Source organism: Pseudomonas sp. Fl5BN2 (assembly GCF_009908205.1).
In the GTDB taxonomy this organism is placed as follows: domain Bacteria; phylum Pseudomonadota; class Gammaproteobacteria; order Pseudomonadales; family Pseudomonadaceae; genus Aquipseudomonas.
Genome location: NZ_JAAARL010000013.1, coordinates 13,949 through 30,930, shown reverse-complemented (window position 1 = coordinate 30,930; position 16,982 = coordinate 13,949). Strand labels below are relative to the sequence as shown.

Genomic DNA, 16,982 nt, shown 5'->3' with positions numbered 1-16,982 from the left:
CCAAGGAGTTGTTGCATGAGCTTTTCCTTTGCCGCCAAGTTCGCGGTGTTGTCGCTGTTCGTCGGCAGCATCCTGTACGTGCATCTGCGCGGTAAGGCGCGTCTGCCGGTACTGCGCCAGTTCGTCAACCATTCGGCGCTGTTCGCTCCCTATAACGCGTTGATGTATCTGTTTTCCGGGGTGCCCTCCAAGCCTTACCTGGACCGCAGCAAGTTTCCTGAACTGGACGTGCTGCGGGACAACTGGGAAGTGATCCGCGATGAGGCCATGCACCTGTTCGACGAGGGGTACATCCGCGCGGCCGAGAAGAACAACGACGCCGGTTTTGGTTCGTTCTTCAAGAAGGGCTGGAAGCGCTTTTACCTCAAGTGGTACGACAAGCCGCTGCCGTCGGCCGAGGCCCTGTGCCCGAAGACCGTCGAGCTGGTCAGCGCGATTCCCAACGTCAAGGGCGCGATGTTTGCCTTGCTGCCCGGTGGCAGCCACCTGAACCCGCACCGCGATCCCTTTGCCGGCTCCCTGCGTTATCACCTGGGCCTGTCGACCCCCAATTCCGACAACTGCCGGATCTTTGTCGACGGCGAGGAATACGCCTGGCGCGACGGTGAAGACGTGATGTTCGATGAAACCTACGTGCACTGGGTGAAGAACGAAACCGAGACCACCCGGGTAATCCTTTTCTGCGATATCGAGCGACCGCTGAGCAGTCGCCTGATGACCCGCATCAACCGCTGGGTCAGCGCCCAACTGGGCCGCGCCACGGCGCCGCAGAACCTGGATGACGAGCGCGTCGGCGGGATCAACCAGGCCTACGCCTGGAGCAAGCGCTTCAGCGACAGCTTCAGTGGCGTGGTCAAGCAGTGGAAGCGCCGCAATCCCAAGTTGTACCGCATCCTGCGCCCGGTCCTGGCGGTGGTGGTGCTGGTGGTTTTGTGGAAGTGGCTGTTCGGATAAATCTTGCAGTGGGTATCGGGCGCTGGTTATATTCGGCGCTCGGTGATTGCCCTGAATCAGCGTTTTTCTCTCCTCGCTAAAGATCAGCACATGACAGGTTCCCCTCTCAACGCGGCAATGGTTTCAGCGTTCAACGCTGGCGTCGTGCCGTGCGGGAATCAGCAGCCTGCGCAGATCGGTCAGTACCCCCCACCTCTCAGTAGCACGCCGGTGTACGCAGTCGTATCACCGCCAGGCGTTGGCTTCTCGGGCTGATCAGCAACCGTTGCTGTTGCCTGTGCCCGCCTGAAAAAACACTACTGAACTTCAGCCTTGGCTGAATTGGCTTGTTGCCTGACTACAGGTGGTCTTCATGTTGCTCATTTCCAAAAAATCCGCGCTGGCGGCGGCTTCCACGAGCCTGTTCGTTCTGCTCTGGAGCAGTGGCGCGATCTTCTCCAAATGGGGTCTGGCCCACGCTTCGCCCTTTGCCTTTTTGCTGTTGCGCTTTGTCATCGCCCTGATCGGGCTGGTGCTGCTGATGCCCTTGCTCAAGCTCAGGCTGCCCAAGGGCCGCCGGGCCATGGGTTTTGCCGTGGCCACGGGATTGGTGCTGCTGGGGGCCTATCAGATCTTCTACCTCCTGGCCCTGGACCTGAAAGTCACCCCTGGCGTCATGGCCACCATCATGGGCGTGCAGCCGATCCTCACGGTGGTACTGATGGAGCGCCAGCGTTCCTGGAGCCGTGTGTTCGGCCTGAGCCTGGGGCTTGCCGGGCTGATCATGGTGGTCTACCAGGGTATCGGCCTGGCGGGAATCTCCATCTCCGGCATGCTCTGCGGCCTGCTGGCGCTGGTGAGCATGACCGCCGGCTCGATCATGCAGAAGCGCATCACCGACAATCCACTGGGCACCCTGCCGGTGCAATACCTGGCGGGGCTGATGCTGTGTGCGCTGTTCGTCCCGTTCCAGCCGTTTCATTTCGAGCACAGTGCCGGCTTGGTGATTCCGGTGCTGTGGATGGGGCTGGTGGTATCGGTGCTGGCCACGTTGTTGCTGTACCGGCTGATTGCCCAGGGCAACCTGGTGAATGTCACCAGCCTGTTCTACCTGGTGCCGGCGGTGACGGCGCTGATGGACTACGCCTTTTTCGGTAATCGGCTGGCGCTGCTGAGCCTGATCGGCATGGGCCTGATCATTGTCGGGCTGGTGTTCGTGTTCCGTAAGAGCGCTTGATCGGCTAGAGCGGCGGCCCTCCAGGTCGCTGCTGGCAACACCGACCAGGTGCAATGCCTGGTCGATTATTGATTGCATTGAAGGTGCGAATGGTCGACTATGAGTACCAATGGTGGCCATATGGCATCATCGTCGAAAAGAGACCCGGCCGCTGAATGAATGGCGCTTTCATGCCCTTGAGCTTGAGCACAAAAGAGTGACTGAAGTGAGCCCTCAAGGTGTTTTTGATAACCAGCCGATTGGACTTTTCTGTGGGTATTCCGAAATGGTCCATCAGGTAATTCTTAAAAATTAAAGCCGGTACCTAGACTGACGACATAGTCCTTATACAAAGGAGAGTCAGGATGAACGTAGTGTTCGCTTCAACAGCTTTCGGGTTGCTCTTGGGAATATCGAGCAGCTGCTTTGCCGCTACTCCCGTGGGACACGGCATCATCCGTTTTACCGGCAGCATTGTAGAAGGCAACTGCGACTCTAGCGCCGCCAGCACCGGCTTGAATTTGCGCAAGTGTCCTCAGGGCTCTCGCGGGGGAACGATCGATGTGAAACGCGTCGGCCCGGTGGCCAGTGTCAGCGGGCTGGATCGTTCCGCCGTCAAGGTCAAACTCCTGGCCGACAGCGGTCCCCAGGGTCGCTATTACGACCAGCACTATGCGTTTGTCGACCAGGCCGGGAAGACCGTGACCTCTGGTACCTACCTGATCACCCTGAGCGTTCCCTGAGTCCGTTGCCTGCATGTAGCCTCGAGTCAGCGCATGCTCCTTGGGCGCGGAGTTCATGCAGGGCTGCATCGCTGGCGACTGAGTTCGACGCCGCGGGGTGATCAGGCCGCTGTTTTCGCCGTTGGCCGCAGCACCAGCCACAGGGCGACGGCAATCAGCGCACCGCCATACAGGTGCGCCATGGACAGCGGTTCATCCAGCAACAAGGCCCCCCACAGCACGCCGAATGGCGGAATCATGAAGGTCACGGTCATCGAACGCACCGGCCCGATGGCGCTGAGCAGACGGAAATACAGCACATAGGCAAACGCTGTGCAGCCCAGGCCCAATCCCAGCAACGACAGCCACACGCTCCAGCCCCCCCAACTGGCCGGTGGCTGGCTGATGGCGTTGTAGGCGAACAAGGGCAACAGCAACAGGGTTGCCCCCAGCATGCTGCCCAGGGCGGACAGGCGACTGTCCAGGCCGCCGGCCTGATCCAGCCAGCGCCGGGCGAGGAACCCGGCAAAGCCGTAGCAGGTGGTGGCCATCAGGCAGGACAGGGCGCCCAGCAGCAGATCATGATCAAAGGCCACGGGGCCCGCGCGAGTGAGGATGCCGACGCCGAACAGCCCCAGGCAGACTCCGGCGATCTTGCTCGGGCTCAGGCGTTCATGGAAGAACAGCCCGCCGATCAATACCCCCATCAATGGCGTGGTGGCGTTGAAGATTGCCGAGTAGCCGGCAGGCAGCACTTGGGCCGCCACCGAGTACATGGTGGCCGGAATGCCTGAGTTGATCACCCCCAGTAGCAGTACGGTCTTGAACTTGCCATGAAAGTTCCAGCTCACGCGCATCAATACCAGCATCACCAGCAGCCCGGTGGCGGCAATCGACACCCGGAAAAATGCCGTGGGCACTGTACCCAGCACCGGGGCAATGATGCGCATGAACAGAAAGCTCGCGCCCCAGATGGCGGCCAATGACAGCAGGCGCAGGAGATCGACAAGTCTCACGGAAGGATCCTCAGGGGGGAAGGGCGCGAATCTTGCCCAGCACGGGTGAATGTGGCAAATGCTATTGCCGCATAAGGTAAAGAAGCCTGCACCCCGATTGTTGCGTTCAATTGTCCGGCCAGTGAGCTGCCGGTGGGGGCCGGGCGGCAGGGTTGTGGCGCAGGCGCGTAGACGGATCAGGCGGCCTGGGCTCGACAGGATGGCCGGCGGGGCGACTGCCGGGTCATTTTTCGGCTTGCGCCTGATCACAAAAATACGCTTCTCCTGAAGCCGTTTCACTGGCTAAGCTCTGGCATCGCAAATTCCCGCAGAGGTCTCCTTATGTCGCAGTCATGGCCCGCCGCCGATATCGCTCGAATGATCCTTGAGGGCTTCGACGACTACCGCGAACACTTTCGCCAGATCACCGACGGCGCCCGGCGACGTTTCGAGGGCGCGCAGTGGCAAGAGGCGCAGACGGCCTCGGCGGCGCGGATCAACCTGTATGAGGAAAAGGTCGGGGAAACCGTGGCCCGGCTGCATCAGGCCTTCAGTGAAGACTCGCTGATGGACGTGAGCCAGTGGCCGTTGGTGAAAAGTGCCTACATCAGCCTGATCGACCTGCGCTTCGACGATGAACTCTCCGAGACCTGGTACAACTCGATCTTCTGTGGGCTGTTCAGCCATGACCTGATCAGCGACGGCTGCATGTTCATCCACACCACCCGGCCCAGCCTGCGTCGGGCCCGGGCTGCGCAGACCCGCACTTACAAACCCCAGGGCGATCTTTCCGGGGTGCTGGCGCAGGTGTTCGCCGACTACCGCTTCAGCGAGGACTACGCCGACCTGCCGGGAGACCTGCGACGCCTGGTGGCGCAGCTGCGGGAAAGCCTGCCGGACTGGGTGTGCAAGGACCCGGAACTGACCCTGGAACTGTTTTCCTCGGTGCTCTATCGCAACAAGGGCGCCTACCTGGTGGGGCGCATCTTTACCCATGAAGAACAATGGCCGCTGGTGATCCCGCTGCTGCACCGTGAGGGCCGGGGCATCCAGATCGATGCGCTGATCACCGACGAGGCGGATGTTTCGATCATCTTCTCCTTCACCCGCTCGTACTTCATGGTGGACGTGCCGGTGCCGGCGGAGTTCATCGGCTTTCTCAAGCGCATCCTGCCGGGCAAGCACATCGCCGAGCTGTACACCTCCATTGGTTTCTACAAGCACGGCAAGTCGGAATTCTACCGGGCCCTGATCAATCACCTGGCCAGCACCGATGACCGTTTCATCATGGCCCCCGGGGTCCGTGGCATGGTCATGAGCGTGTTCACCCTGCCGGGCTTCAACACCGTGTTCAAGATCATCAAGGACCGGTTCTCGCCGTCCAAGAATGTCGACCGAGCCACGGTGATCGAAAAGTACCGGCTGGTGAAAAGCGTCGACCGGGTCGGGCGCATGGCCGACACCCAAGAGTTCGCCGACTTCCGTTTCCCCCTGAGCAAATTCGAACCGGCCTGCCTTGAGGAGCTGCTGGAGGTGGCGGCGTCCACGGTGTCGGTGGAGGGTGAAACGGTGCTGATCCGCCACTGCTGGACCGAGCGACGGATGACCCCGCTCAATCTTTATCTGGAGCACGCCAACGAGGCCCAGGTGCGCGAGGCGCTGGAGGATTACGGCCTGGCGATCAAGCAACTGGCGGCGGCCAACATCTTTCCCGGTGACATGCTGCTGAAGAACTTTGGTGTCACCCGGCATGGGCGGGTGGTGTTCTACGACTACGACGAGATTTGCTTTCTCACCGAAGCCAACTTCCGTCACATCCCGGCGCCGCGCACCCCTGAAGACGAAATGGCCTCCGAGCCCTGGTACTCCATTGGCCCCCACGACGTATTCCCCGAGGAGTTTCCCCCGTTCCTGTTTGCCGACGCCGGGCAGCGCAGGCTGTTCGACCAGCTCCACGGCGAGCTGTACAACGCCGACTATTGGAAGAGCCTGCAAGAGGCCATTCGTGCCGGCAAGGTGATCGACGTCTTCCCTTACCGGCGCAAGGGCCTGGAAGACGAATGAAAGTGTAGGAGCCGGCTTGCCGGCGAAGGCATCCTCACGGGCCCTTTCGCCGGCAAGCCGGCTCCTACGTATTACCTGCGCTTTTCTGCGACAATCGCGCCCTGCCTACATATGACGACTTTTGCGTACCTGATGACTTCCGAATCGCCTGCAATTGACCAGCTGTTGAAAAACCTCGATCAAGCCATGCTCGCCGACCGTCACCGGTTGCGTCGGCAGTTGCTCGAACTGCGTAAGAAGCCCGACGAGGACAAGCTCGCCCAGTGGCTGGAACGGCTGCAGGCATCCTGCAATCTGGTGACGGCACGGCGTGACAGCGTGCCGCGGATTCGCTACGACGACAGCCTGCCGATTGCCGCCAAGCGCGACGAGATCAAGGAGGCGCTGCTCAAGCATCAGGTGCTGATCATCGCCGGTGAAACCGGCTCGGGTAAAACCACCCAGCTGCCGAAGATCTGCCTGGAAATCGGTCGCGGCCAGCACGGGCTGATCGGCCATACCCAGCCGCGGCGGATCGCCGCCCGCAGCGTTGCCAGCCGGGTCGCCGAAGAGCTTGCCACGCCACTGGGGGCCTTGGTGGGGTATCAGGTGCGCTTCGAGGATCAGAGCGATTCCAGCACCCTGATCAAACTGATGACCGACGGCATCCTGTTGGCGGAAACCCAGAACGACCGCTACCTGGAACGCTATGACACGATCATCGTCGACGAGGCCCACGAGCGCAGCCTCAACATCGACTTCCTCCTCGGCTACCTGAAGACCCTGCTGCCACGGCGCCCGGATCTCAAAGTCATCATCACCTCGGCGACCATCGACCTGGAGCGCTTCTCCAAGCACTTCGACGATGCGCCGATTGTCGAAGTCTCGGGCCGTACCTTCCCGGTGGACACCTGGTACCGACCGCTGACCCTGGAGCAGGACGAGGAGGGCAATCGGGTCGAGGATGACTTGACGGTGGACCAGGCGATTCTCGCCACCCTGGATGAAATCGCCGCCTACGAACGCAGCGAACGCCGCAGTCCTGGGGATGTGCTGGTGTTCCTGCCCGGCGAGCGGGAGATTCGCGACGCCGCGGAGATGCTGCGCAAGGCCCAGCTCAAGCACACCGAGATCCTGCCGTTGTACGCGCGGCTATCGCCAGCGGAACAGCAGCGGATCTTCCAGTCCCATCCGGGGCGGCGCGTGGTGCTGGCGACCAACGTTGCGGAAACCTCGCTGACGGTGCCGGGCATCCGCTACGTGATCGACAGCGGCACCGCGCGCATCAGTCGCTACAGCTATCGGGCCAAGGTCCAGCGCCTGCCCATCGAAGCGATTTCCCAGGCCAGTGCCAACCAGCGCAAAGGCCGTTGCGGCCGGGTCGAGCCGGGCATCTGCATACGCCTGTACAGCGAGGAGGATTTCCTCGGCCGGCCGGAGTTCACCGACCCGGAGATCCTGCGCACCAACCTGGCGGCGGTGATCTTGCAGATGCTCCATCTGCGCCTCGGTGAAATCACCGCATTCCCTTTTATCGAACCGCCGGATGGCAAGGCCATCAGCGACGGTTTCAACCTGCTGCAAGAACTCTCGGCGGTGGACCGCAACAGCCAGCTGACCCCGTTGGGCCGGCAGCTGGCGCGACTGCCGGTGGACCCGCGCATGGGCCGCATGTTGCTGGAAGCGGCGAAACTCGGCAGCCTCCAGGAAGTGCTGATCGTGGCCAGTGCGATGTCGATCCAGGACCCTCGCGAGCGTCCGCCAGAGCGTCAGCAAGCGGCCGATCAGGCCCACGCGCAATGGAAGGACGTGGACTCGGATTTCGCCGGCCTGGTCAATCTGTGGCGCGGTTTCGAAGAGCAGCGCCAGGCGCTGACTGCCAGCCCGCTGCGCAACTGGTGCCGCAAGAACTTCCTCAATTACCTGCGCCTGCGCGAATGGCGTGATTCCCACCGCCAACTGAGCCTGATCTGTCGCGACCTGCAGTTGAGCCTGAACAAGGAACCGGCGGACTATCCAAAACTGCACAAGGCGGTATTGGTTGGCCTGCTGAGCCAGATTGGCCAGAAGACCGAAGACGGCGACTACCTTGGCGCCCGCCAGCGGCGCTTCTGGATTCACCCCTCCTCGGGCCTGGGCAAGAAACGCCCGCAGTGGCTGATGACCGCCGAGCTGGTGGAAACCACCAAGCTGTATGCGCGCATGGTGGCCAAGATCGAGCCGGACTGGATCGAGCCCCTGGCCGGGCACCTGATCAAGAAGAACCACTTCGAACCCCATTGGGAGAAGAAGCGCGGCCAGGTGGTGGCCTACGAGCAGATCACCCTGTTCGGCCTGATCGTGGTCGGCCGCCGGCCGGTGCACTACGGTCCGGTGGACCCGGTGGTGTCCCGCGAGCTGTTTATCCGCGAGGCGCTGGTGCGCGGCGAAATCCAGTCCAAGGCCAAGTGCCTGACCGCCAACACGCAGTTGCTGGAGCAACTCGATACCCTGGAAGCCAAGGCTCGGCGCCGGGATATCCTGGCGGACGAGGAAACCCTGTTCGCCTTCTATGATGAGCGCCTGCCAGCGGAGATCCACCAGACGGCGACCTTCGACAGCTGGTACCGGGTCCACAGCCAGAAGGACCCGCAACTGCTGATCATGCGCGAGGAAGACGTGCTGGCCCGCGAAGCCAGTGAAGTCACCGCCAAGCAGTATCCGGATACCCTGCACATCGGCGACCTGGAACTGGCCCTGAGTTATCACTTCGAACCCAACCATCCTCGGGACGGCGTGACCCTGCGGGTGCCGGCGCCGCTGCTGCCGGCGCTGCCCGCCGAACGCCTGGAATGGCTGGTGCCGGGGCTGATCGAGGCCAAGTGCATTGCCCTGGTGCGCAACCTGCCCAAGGCCTTGCGCAAGAACTTCGTACCGGTGCCGGACTTCGTCAAGGCCGCCCTGCAGCGCATGACCTTTGCCGAGGGCTCATTGCCCCAGGCCCTGGGCCGCGAACTGCTGCGCATGACCGGCGCGCGGGTCAGCGATGAAGCCTGGAGCGAAGCCGAGCAGCAGGTGGAAAGCCATCTGCGGATGAACCTGGAAATCGTCGACGCCCAGGGCAAGTTCCTCGGCGAGGGCCGTGACCTGGCCGAGCTGACCGCGCGTTTTGCCGAAGCCAGCCAGGCTGCTCTGGCGGTGCCGCAGACCGCCAAGAGCCAGCAGCCGGTGGAAGCCAAGGTGTTTGCTGCGGTAGCAGAAAAGACCCAGCAGAAGATCGCCGGGCTGTCGATGACGGTGTATCCGGCGCTGGTGGAAGAGGCGGGGACGGTCAAGGAGGGGCGTTTCTCGACTGCCGCCGAAGCCGAGTTCCAACATCGCCGGGCGTTGCAGCGCCTGCTGCTGCAGCAGTTGGCCGAGCCGGCCAAATTCCTCCGTGGCAAATTGCCGGGGCTCACCGAACTGGGCCTGCTGTACCGCGAATTGGGCCGGGTCGATGCGCTGGTGGAAGACATTCTCCTGGCCAGCCTCGACAGTTGCATTCTCGAAGGCGAGGCCACCTTGCCCCGGGACGGCGCCGGGCTGGCTTCCCTGGCCGAGCGCAAACGCGGTGCCTGGACCGAGCACGCCGAGCGCCTGGCGCGCCTGACCCTGGAAATCCTCAAGCTCTGGCACGGTCTGCAAAAGCGCTTCAAGGGCAAGATCGACCTGGCCCAGGCGGTGGCGCTCAACGACATCAAGTCCCAGCTCAGTCATCTGGTGTACCCGGGCTTCGTCCGCGAAACCCCGGCCCTGTGGCTCAAGGAACTGCCGCGCTACCTCAAGGCGGTGGAGCAGCGCTTCGAAAAACTCGGTAGCCAGGTGCAGAAGGACCGGGTCTGGAGCAGCGAGCTGACAAATCTCTGGAACCAGTACCAGGCTCGCGCCCAGAAACATGCCCAGGAGGGCAAGCGCGATCCGCAGCTGGAGCTGTACCGCTGGTGGCTGGAGGAATATCGAGTGTCGTTGTTTGCCCAGCAACTGGGGACCAAGGTGCCGATCTCCGACAAGCGCCTGAGCAAGCAATGGAGCCAGGTCGACGCCTGAGCCAACACCCCCGTAGGAGCTGGCTTGCCAGCGAAGGCGCCATCAAGGGCAATGCAAGGCTCAAGGCCCGGTTCGCCGGCAAGCCGGCTCCTAGCAAGTCAACTCCGTCGATCTTGCAGTTGCGGCGAAATTTCGGAGGTTATGGCAAACTCCGCCGTCATAAATGCCGGCCCCGGTTATCTGCACCACAGGCAGCCCGGGCGGATCGGAATAAAGCGATGCCAGGGAGGGTCCCACCAGCGGGACCGTCCCTTTACGGTTTGGCACGAGGGTGCCAATACCTTTTGCCTCAACACACTAGAGGAACGACCGTGCATAACGTCGTCATCAGCGGCACCGGCCTGTTTACCCCGGCCAACAGCATCTCCAACGAAGAGCTGGTGGAATCTTTCAATGCCTACGTCCACCAGTTCAACCGCGACAATGCCGCGGCCATCGAGCGTGGTGAAGTACAGGCGCTGACGGAATCCAACGCCGCGTTCATCGAGAAAGCTTCGGGTATCAAAAGCCGCTTCGTCATGGACAAGGAGGGCATCCTCGACCCGCAACGCATGGCCCCGCGCCTGCCGGAGCGCTCCAATGACGAGTGGTCGGTGCTCTGCCAGATGGCTGTCGCCGCCGCCGAACAGGCCCTGCAACGGGCCGGCAAGACCGCCGCCGACATCGACGGAGTAATCGTCGCCTGCTCCAACCTGCAGCGCGCCTACCCGGCGATCGCCATCGAAGTCCAGGAAGCCCTCGGGATCCAGGGCTTCGGTTTTGACATGAACGTGGCCTGTTCCTCGGCGACCTTCGGCATCCAGGCTGCCTGCAACAGCGTGCAATTGGGCCAGGCCCGGGCGATCCTCATGGTCAATCCGGAAGTCTGCACCGGGCACCTGAACTTCCGTGACCGCGACAGCCACTTCATCTTCGGCGACGCGGCCACCGCGGTGATTATCGAGCGTGCCGACCTGGCCACATCCAAGCACCAGTTCGAGATTGTCAGCACCAAGCTGCTGACCAAATTCTCCAACAACATCCGCAACAACTTTGGCTTCCTCAACCGCGCGGCGCAAGAGGGTGTCGGCGCCCCCGACAAGCTGTTCGTCCAGGAGGGCCGCAAAGTCTTCCGCGATGTATGCCCGATGGTGGCGGAACTGATCGCCGCTCACCTGGAACAAAACCAGCTCAACGTCAGTGACGTGAAACGCTTCTGGCTGCACCAGGCCAACCTCAGCATGAACCACCTGATCGTCAAGAAGCTCCTGGGCCGCGAAGCCTCGGTGGAGGAGGCGCCGGTGATTCTCGACACGTATGCCAATACCAGCTCGGCGGGCTCGGTGATTGCCTTCCACAAGTACCAGGATGACCTGGCCAGCGGTGCCCTGGCAGTACTCAGCTCCTTCGGCGCGGGTTATTCGATCGGCAGCGTCCTTCTGCGCAAGCGTTGATCTACGCTGGTCGGGGTGTGGCGTCGCGGGCTTTCGGCGCGTCACACCCCACTCAAACCCGCATGATGAACGAGGCATGAATGGCCGCTGCTGATGATACGCAACTGCTAGAACGCCTTTTGGCGGGCGAACAAAAGGCCTACAAGGAACTGGTCAGTACCTACCAGAGCGCCATGCGCGCGGTGGCTTATGCAATTGTCGGCAGCCGTAACGCCGATGAGGTGGTACAGGATGCCTGGCTCTCGGTGGTGCGCAATCTCTCAGGTTTCCAGGGACGTTCCAGTCTCAAGACCTGGTTGCTGACCATCACTGCCAATGCGGCCAAGAACCGCTACAAGCAGAACCGCCGGGAAGTGTTGCTCGATGATTTGCCCGCGCCCCACGGTACGGTCGGCGACGAGCGCTTTTCATCCAGCGATGGCCATTGGCTGGTGGCGCCTTTTGCCTGGCACGAAGACACTCCTGAAGCCTTGCTGACCGAGGCGGAATTGCGCGACTGCCTGGAGCACACCCTGCTCAGCCTTTCGGAACTGCAAAGCAGTGTGTTGCTGCTGCGCGAACGTCAGGGCCTGGAGCTGGAGGAAATCTGTAATCTTTTGGGGCTCACGCTCTCCAATGTTCGGGTGCTGCTGCACCGGGCGCGCTTGAAGGTCTTTGCCACCGTGGAGCATTTTGAGGAAACCGGCCAATGCTGACCTGTAAGGAACAAGTGGCACGTTCAAGCGATTATCTCGATGGCCAACTGAGCTTTCGTGAACGCTTGATGGTGCGTCATCACTTGCTGTTCTGCCCCAACTGCCGACGTTTCATTCGCCAGATGCGCCTGCTCCAGGCCACCTTGCGCGTGCTTCCCGAGCCGCCTCTGGAAGGTCTTGACGAGTTGGCCGAGCGCTTGGCTGCCGAGAAAAAACGCGACCTCTGATTGCGCTGGAACGTGGGTGCCGTCAGCGCACCCGCCTCGGTATCTGCCTTGCAAGGCAACCCCTCCCGGATCCACCCGCATCTGCCCATTCTGTGTTCGTCCTGGTATTCGCACGGCCTTCGCCAGTGGTTGCAGGACAGGCTGTCAGCCGCCACGAAAATGTCATCCGATCGAAGGTGACAGCTGCTGATCGTCCCGGTTTTCCCCTGCAAAAACCTCTGCGATGGCTCTAATACGGGCGTTTTGCCTTATTTCTTTTCGAAGTAAAAAAGTTCCCCTGTAATCAAATATTTATCTGGCAGCAATCCAGCTGAAATAACCCGTCGCCAAGATTCCCACCCAACACCAGCGGGCCAACCCCGCGTGTTTTCCAACGCTACAGACCACCAATTAGGGGAACTCTTCGATGATCCGTAAGCACTTCGCCGGTTTTGCCGCCAGCGCCCTGGCCCTGGCAGTAACCGCCCAGGCTTTCGCTGGCACCGTCACCACTGACGGCGCCGATATCGTAGTCAAGACCAAGGGCGGCCTTGAGGTTGCTACCACCGACTCCGCGTTCAGCTTCAAGCTGGGCGGTCGTCTGCAAGCCGACTATGGCCGCTTCGACGGGTTCTACACCAAGAATGGTGACAGCGGCGACGGCGCCTACTTCCGCCGTGCCTATCTGGAATTGGGCGGTACCGCCTACAAGGATTGGAAATACCAGATCAACTACGACTTCTCTCACAACTCGGGGACCGCCGATGACGGTTACTTCGACGAGGCGTCGATTTCCTACGTTGGCTTCAAGCCGGTGACCATCCGCGCCGGTCGCTTCGACGAAGACTTCGGTCTGGAGAAAGCCACCAGCTCCAAGTGGGTCACCTCCATGGAGCGTAACGCCGCCTACGAGTTGGCTGACTGGATCAACTCCCACGAGAACGGCATGGGCCTGCAAGTCAGCTCGGTAGTCGCCGACATGGCCTACCTGTCCGGCAGCGTGGCGGCCAAGGACATCAACGACAAGGACGGCGACAGCGTCAAGCAGTTCAACGCCCGTGCCGTGTTCGCCCCGATGCACGAAACCGGCAACGTCCTGCACTTCGGCCTGGACTTCGCCAGCCGTGACGTCAGCGACACCGCTTTCGACTCGCGGATCCGTCCACGCCTGGGCGTTCGTGGTATCGCCACCAACGGCGGCAATGATGCCGGCACCAACGGCAACCGTGCCACCTTCGGCGGCGGCGCCGGCCTCAACGCTTCGAGCCAGACCGCAGTCGGCGCCTACGACAACGACCGGGTGTTCGGCGGTGAATTCGCCTTCGCCACCGGCCCGTTCTCGGCCCAGGCGGAATACCTGACCCGCAAGCTGCAGGCCGACAGCAACGCCTACAAGGACGTCAAGGCCACCGGCTTCTACGGCCAACTGGCCTACACCCTGACCGGCGAGGCGCGGGTGTACAAACTCGACGGCGCCAAGTTCGACACCATCAAGCCGACGAACAAGCAGTTCGGCGCCTGGGAAGTGTTCTACCGCTACGACAACATCAAGGTTGATGACAAGAACGTCGTAGCCGCCACCGCTACCCGTGACGTCGGCGATGCCAAGGCCACCATGAACACCATCGGGGTCAACTGGTACGCCAACGAGGCGATCAAGGTTTCCGCCAACTACATCAAGGTCAACACCGACAAAATCACCAACAGCGTTGGCGATGACAGCGGCGATGCCCTCGTGGCCCGTGTGCAGTATGTGTTCTAAGGCTGTCGCTTAACCCTGCTAGAGCTCTTTCTCATCCGTTATAGCTCCTGTTGTTTTGACCCCGCTCCGGCGGGGTTTTTTTTGCCTGATGCTTGGCCTGGCGCGCTTCAGGGGCAGGCGGTTTCATGCAGGTACAGCCACTGCACCGAGTCGGCCTGCACGCGGATGATCGCCAGGGACAGGCGCGAGGTTTCGACCTGGTCCTGGCTGTGGGTTTCCTTGTAGCGGATGGCCGCGCTGCGGCCTTCCTGCCACACGCAATGCAGGTCGCTGAGATGGATTTGCAACCCGGCCCGGCTGCCCAGGGCGCTGCGAAACAGCTGCTCGACCTGCTTGCGGCCGACCATCGCACCGCCGGTGGTGACCATCTGGAAATCCTCGGCGAACAGCGGCAGCAATTGCTCGATGCAGGCCGCACCGTCCCCCTGCTGGTTGGTGAAGACGCTGTGAATCAGTTGATGAATCCAGTGCACGCTGTACTGCGCCTGCTTAATGATCGAGTGGGGCATGGGAGTCCTTGGGTGGGTTGAGTCGGTTCAGGCTCAGGAGCGGCATCAGTCCGGCCAGGGCGGCCAGGAGCACGCTCAGGTGATAGGCCGGTATGACTTCGAGGAATCTGAGCAGCAGGTTGTAGATCATCAACAGCAAGGCCGCGCCGAGGCTGAACGCCATCTGCCGGTTGATGTTCCAGATCACGCTGGCCTTGTGCGTATCAGTGCCTGCGAAGTCCAGCAGGGCAGTGGTCTGTGCAGTATTGGCGCCGGCGCCACCACCCAGGCCCATCAAGGTGTAGGCGAGCAGTATCAGTGGCAGGTCGGACGTCGAGTCGACCCCGCACAAGGCGGCAATGCCCAGGCTGTGCAGCACCAGGGCGATGGCGAACAGGCGCGCCGCGCCAAGGCGGTTGTAGTAGCGGCCGCAGGCGAGCATCGCCAGCAGGGCGCCGGCCGCGTACAGCAGCATGAACATGCCGCTGTGTTGGGCGCTCAGGTGCAGGCTGTCCTGGAGGAAGAACAGGCTCAGCAGGTTGACCCCGGTGAAGATCCCGGGAATCGCGTAATAGATCCCGACCGACAGGCCGAGACGGGGATTTTTCAGCAGTTGCAGGTCGACGATGGGCTGTTCGCAACCTCGGCAGTGACGCCGGTACAGCACGGCGAACAACAGGCCTGTGGCCAGGCACAGCAAGGCCTGGTACGGCGGATAACCGCTGCCATACAGCGACATGCACAGCAGCAGGGAGCCCAGGGTCGCGCTCAGCAACAGCAGGCCGCGCAGGTCCGGGCGGGGCGGCGGCGTGTTGCGTTCGGCCTTGATCCAGCACCAGGACAACAATGCCGCCAGCAGTGACAGCGGCAGGCTGGCAAGGAACACCCAGTGCCACGAACTGTGGTCGACAATCGCCCCGCCTAGGGCCGGCGACAGGGCCGGGGCCAGCAGCGCCACCGCCATGACCAGGGTCGAGATCCTGGCCCGTTGCGCGCCCTGGAACAGGTTGAAGGTCAGCGCCTGTCCCAAGGGAATCAGCAGGCCGCCGGCCATGCCCTGGACCAGTCGCCAGAACACCAATGACAGGAAGCCATCGGCCAGTCCGCAGAGCAAGGCTGCGAGGCTGAACAGCAGCATCGAGGCGCAGAGGATTTGCCGATTGCCGAAACGTCCCGCCAGCCAGGTGCTGATGGGAATCACCAGGGTCAGGCCGAGGATGTAGGCATTGGCGACCCAGGCCACGGCGGCGCCGGACACCTGCAGCTGGGCAGCGATGCTGGGCATGGCCACAGCCGACATGAAGATGTTCACGCAGTCGATAAAGAACCCGAGGAGGAATACCACCGCCACTTTGTATCTATAGGTCATGCCGTCCCCCTTTTTGCGCGCAGCTTAGGGAGCTTGGGGTGTGGCTGTCGAGGCGCCTATACTTGACTCATTGTTTAAGGATATTTGACAGTGAGCGAGGCTTTGCACGGCCAGTTGCACCGGGTTCAGACCTTTCTCGCGGTGGTGGATTTTGCCTCCTACACTCGCGCCGCGCAGTATCTGGGTATCAGCAAGGCCATGGCCAGCTTGCATATCAAGGCACTGGAGCACGCGTTGGCGACGACCTTGCTGATCCGTACCACGCGGCATGTCGCGCTGACTGAAACCGGCCAGGATCTCTATGATGAATTCAAGGGGATTGTCGCCAATATCGACACGGCTTTTGACAATGTGCTGCACGGGCGCAACCGCGTAACGGGCAAGTTGCGCATCAGCTCCACGGCGGAATACGCGGAGACCTTCATCTTGCCGATCCTGCCGTTGTTCACTGCGCGTTACCCCGAGGTGCGCCTGAGTTACCACTTCAATTCGTCGTTGAATGACCTGGTGGCGGAAAAACTCGACCTGGTAATCCGCCTCGGGCATCTGGCGGACTCGGGGTTCAAGGGCCGCAAGCTGGCAGATTATGCGATCACCCTGGTGGCCAGCCCGGGGGTGTTCGAGGGCGGTACTCCGGCTCAGCCCGAAGACCTCGGCGAGCTGCCGTGGATTGGCAACAGCAATCTGGCGGGGCCAGCCAGCTGGACGTTCAGTCATCCACGCCGGGGCGAGGTGGAGGTACGGGTCAACCCCGGGCACGAGTCGAACTCGGCAACGGCGATTCGCGCCCTGGCAGTGGCCGGCCTGGGGCTGGCGGTGCTGCCGGAATGGGTGGTCCTTGATGACCTGGCCAACGGGCGCCTGGTGCGGGTACTGCCGGAGTACCGCCTGGCGACGCAGCCGGTGCATGTGCTGTTTCCCAACACTGCCCACCTGCCACGCAAGTCGCGGGTGTTCATCGACTTTCTGGCGGAGCATCTGGGGCGTTGACCGCGTTGCAGGGGCCTGGCTGTTTCGGTGAGCCCGGTGATGGAGGATACTCGCCAGGTTGTTCG

At 62.0% G+C, this 16,982-nt stretch carries 13 protein-coding genes; 10 read left to right on the top strand and 3 right to left on the bottom strand.

All coding sequences use genetic code 11. The features are described from left to right. The first annotated feature begins 15 nt into the window (after positions 1-15). The 3 genes from GV819_RS18895 to GV819_RS18885 all read left to right on the top strand — a co-directional run bounded on the left by GV819_RS18895 (position 16) and on the right by GV819_RS18885 (position 2,892). Positions 16-954 (top strand): aspartyl/asparaginyl beta-hydroxylase domain-containing protein, encoded by a 939-nt coding sequence (locus GV819_RS18895; protein ID WP_161757567.1) that lies wholly within the window; start codon positions 16-18, stop codon positions 952-954. Between the two features lie 352 nt (positions 955-1,306). Beyond that, positions 1,307-2,170, top strand: a complete 864-nt coding sequence (locus GV819_RS18890; RefSeq protein WP_161757566.1) for a DMT family transporter — start codon at positions 1,307-1,309, stop codon at positions 2,168-2,170. Between the two features lie 344 nt (positions 2,171-2,514). After that, on the top strand, positions 2,515-2,892 hold the full coding sequence (locus GV819_RS18885) for a type 1 fimbrial protein (RefSeq protein ID WP_161757565.1): 378 nt from the start codon (positions 2,515-2,517) through the stop codon (positions 2,890-2,892). Positions 2,893-2,993: 101 nt separating this feature from the next. Here GV819_RS18885 and GV819_RS18880 read toward each other — a convergent pair whose 3' ends face one another. Then, a complete protein-coding gene (locus GV819_RS18880) occupies positions 2,994-3,887 on the bottom strand; it encodes a DMT family transporter (protein WP_161757564.1) in 894 nt (297 codons plus the stop codon). A gap of 321 nt (positions 3,888-4,208) precedes the next feature. Here GV819_RS18880 and aceK point away from each other — a divergent pair, with 321 nt between their 5' ends. The 6 genes from aceK (at position 4,209) to GV819_RS18850 (ending at position 14,070) form a co-directional block, all read left to right on the top strand. Beyond that, a complete protein-coding gene (gene aceK / locus GV819_RS18875) occupies positions 4,209-5,930 on the top strand; it encodes a bifunctional isocitrate dehydrogenase kinase/phosphatase (protein WP_161757563.1) in 1,722 nt (573 codons plus the stop codon). Between the two features lie 132 nt (positions 5,931-6,062). Continuing rightward, positions 6,063-9,974 carry an ATP-dependent RNA helicase HrpA gene (hrpA, locus tag GV819_RS18870; RefSeq protein ID WP_161757562.1) on the top strand — a complete coding sequence of 1,304 codons (3,912 nt, stop codon included), beginning with the start codon at positions 6,063-6,065 and terminating at the stop codon, positions 9,972-9,974. A 311-nt stretch (positions 9,975-10,285) separates the two neighbouring features. Next, the gene (locus GV819_RS18865) at positions 10,286-11,407 is read left to right on the top strand and encodes a beta-ketoacyl-ACP synthase III (protein WP_161757561.1); all 1,122 of its coding nucleotides are present in this window, start codon (positions 10,286-10,288) and stop codon (positions 11,405-11,407) included. A gap of 80 nt (positions 11,408-11,487) precedes the next feature. Then, positions 11,488-12,102: an RNA polymerase sigma factor gene (locus tag GV819_RS18860; RefSeq protein WP_161757560.1), complete on the top strand. Its 615-nt coding sequence runs from the start codon at positions 11,488-11,490 to the stop codon at positions 12,100-12,102. Beyond that, on the top strand, positions 12,096-12,329 hold the full coding sequence (locus GV819_RS18855; RefSeq protein ID WP_025127985.1) for an anti-sigma factor family protein: 234 nt from the start codon (positions 12,096-12,098) through the stop codon (positions 12,327-12,329). Before GV819_RS18860 ends, GV819_RS18855 begins: the two co-directional genes overlap by 7 nt. A 406-nt stretch (positions 12,330-12,735) precedes the next feature. Next, entirely contained in the window at positions 12,736-14,070 is a 1,335-nt protein-coding gene (locus tag GV819_RS18850) for an OprO/OprP family phosphate-selective porin (RefSeq protein ID WP_161757559.1), read from the top strand. 107 nt (positions 14,071-14,177) lie between these two features. Here GV819_RS18850 and GV819_RS18845 read toward each other — a convergent pair whose 3' ends face one another. Together GV819_RS18845 and GV819_RS18840 are read right to left on the bottom strand one after the other, a co-directional pair. Next, on the bottom strand, positions 14,178-14,579 hold the full coding sequence (locus tag GV819_RS18845; RefSeq protein WP_178126039.1) for a DUF4440 domain-containing protein: 402 nt from the start codon (positions 14,577-14,579) through the stop codon (positions 14,178-14,180). Continuing rightward, a complete protein-coding gene (locus tag GV819_RS18840) occupies positions 14,560-15,927 on the bottom strand; it encodes an MFS transporter (RefSeq protein WP_161757558.1) in 1,368 nt (455 codons plus the stop codon). Before GV819_RS18840 ends, GV819_RS18845 begins: the two co-directional genes overlap by 20 nt. 84 nt (positions 15,928-16,011) lie before the next feature. Here GV819_RS18840 and GV819_RS18835 point away from each other — a divergent pair, with 84 nt between their 5' ends. Then, positions 16,012-16,917 carry a LysR family transcriptional regulator gene (locus tag GV819_RS18835; protein ID WP_161757557.1) on the top strand — a complete coding sequence of 302 codons (906 nt, stop codon included), beginning with the start codon at positions 16,012-16,014 and terminating at the stop codon, positions 16,915-16,917. Positions 16,918-16,982: the final 65 nt, after the last annotated feature.

Coding starts and splice junctions, on each gene's coding strand:
- GV819_RS18840 (WP_161757558.1), bottom strand. CDS start 15,927: ATGACCTATAGATACAAAGTGGCGGTGGTATTCCTCCTCGGGTTCTTT.
- GV819_RS18845 (WP_178126039.1), bottom strand. CDS start 14,579: ATGCCCCACTCGATCATTAAGCAGGCGCAGTACAGCGTGCACTGGATT.
- GV819_RS18885 (WP_161757565.1), top strand. CDS start 2,515: ATGAACGTAGTGTTCGCTTCAACAGCTTTCGGGTTGCTCTTGGGAATA.
- hrpA (WP_161757562.1), top strand. CDS start 6,063: ATGACTTCCGAATCGCCTGCAATTGACCAGCTGTTGAAAAACCTCGAT.
- GV819_RS18890 (WP_161757566.1), top strand. CDS start 1,307: ATGTTGCTCATTTCCAAAAAATCCGCGCTGGCGGCGGCTTCCACGAGC.
- aceK (WP_161757563.1), top strand. CDS start 4,209: ATGTCGCAGTCATGGCCCGCCGCCGATATCGCTCGAATGATCCTTGAG.
- GV819_RS18895 (WP_161757567.1), top strand. CDS start 16: ATGAGCTTTTCCTTTGCCGCCAAGTTCGCGGTGTTGTCGCTGTTCGTC.
- GV819_RS18850 (WP_161757559.1), top strand. CDS start 12,736: ATGATCCGTAAGCACTTCGCCGGTTTTGCCGCCAGCGCCCTGGCCCTG.
- GV819_RS18855 (WP_025127985.1), top strand. CDS start 12,096: ATGCTGACCTGTAAGGAACAAGTGGCACGTTCAAGCGATTATCTCGAT.
- GV819_RS18860 (WP_161757560.1), top strand. CDS start 11,488: ATGGCCGCTGCTGATGATACGCAACTGCTAGAACGCCTTTTGGCGGGC.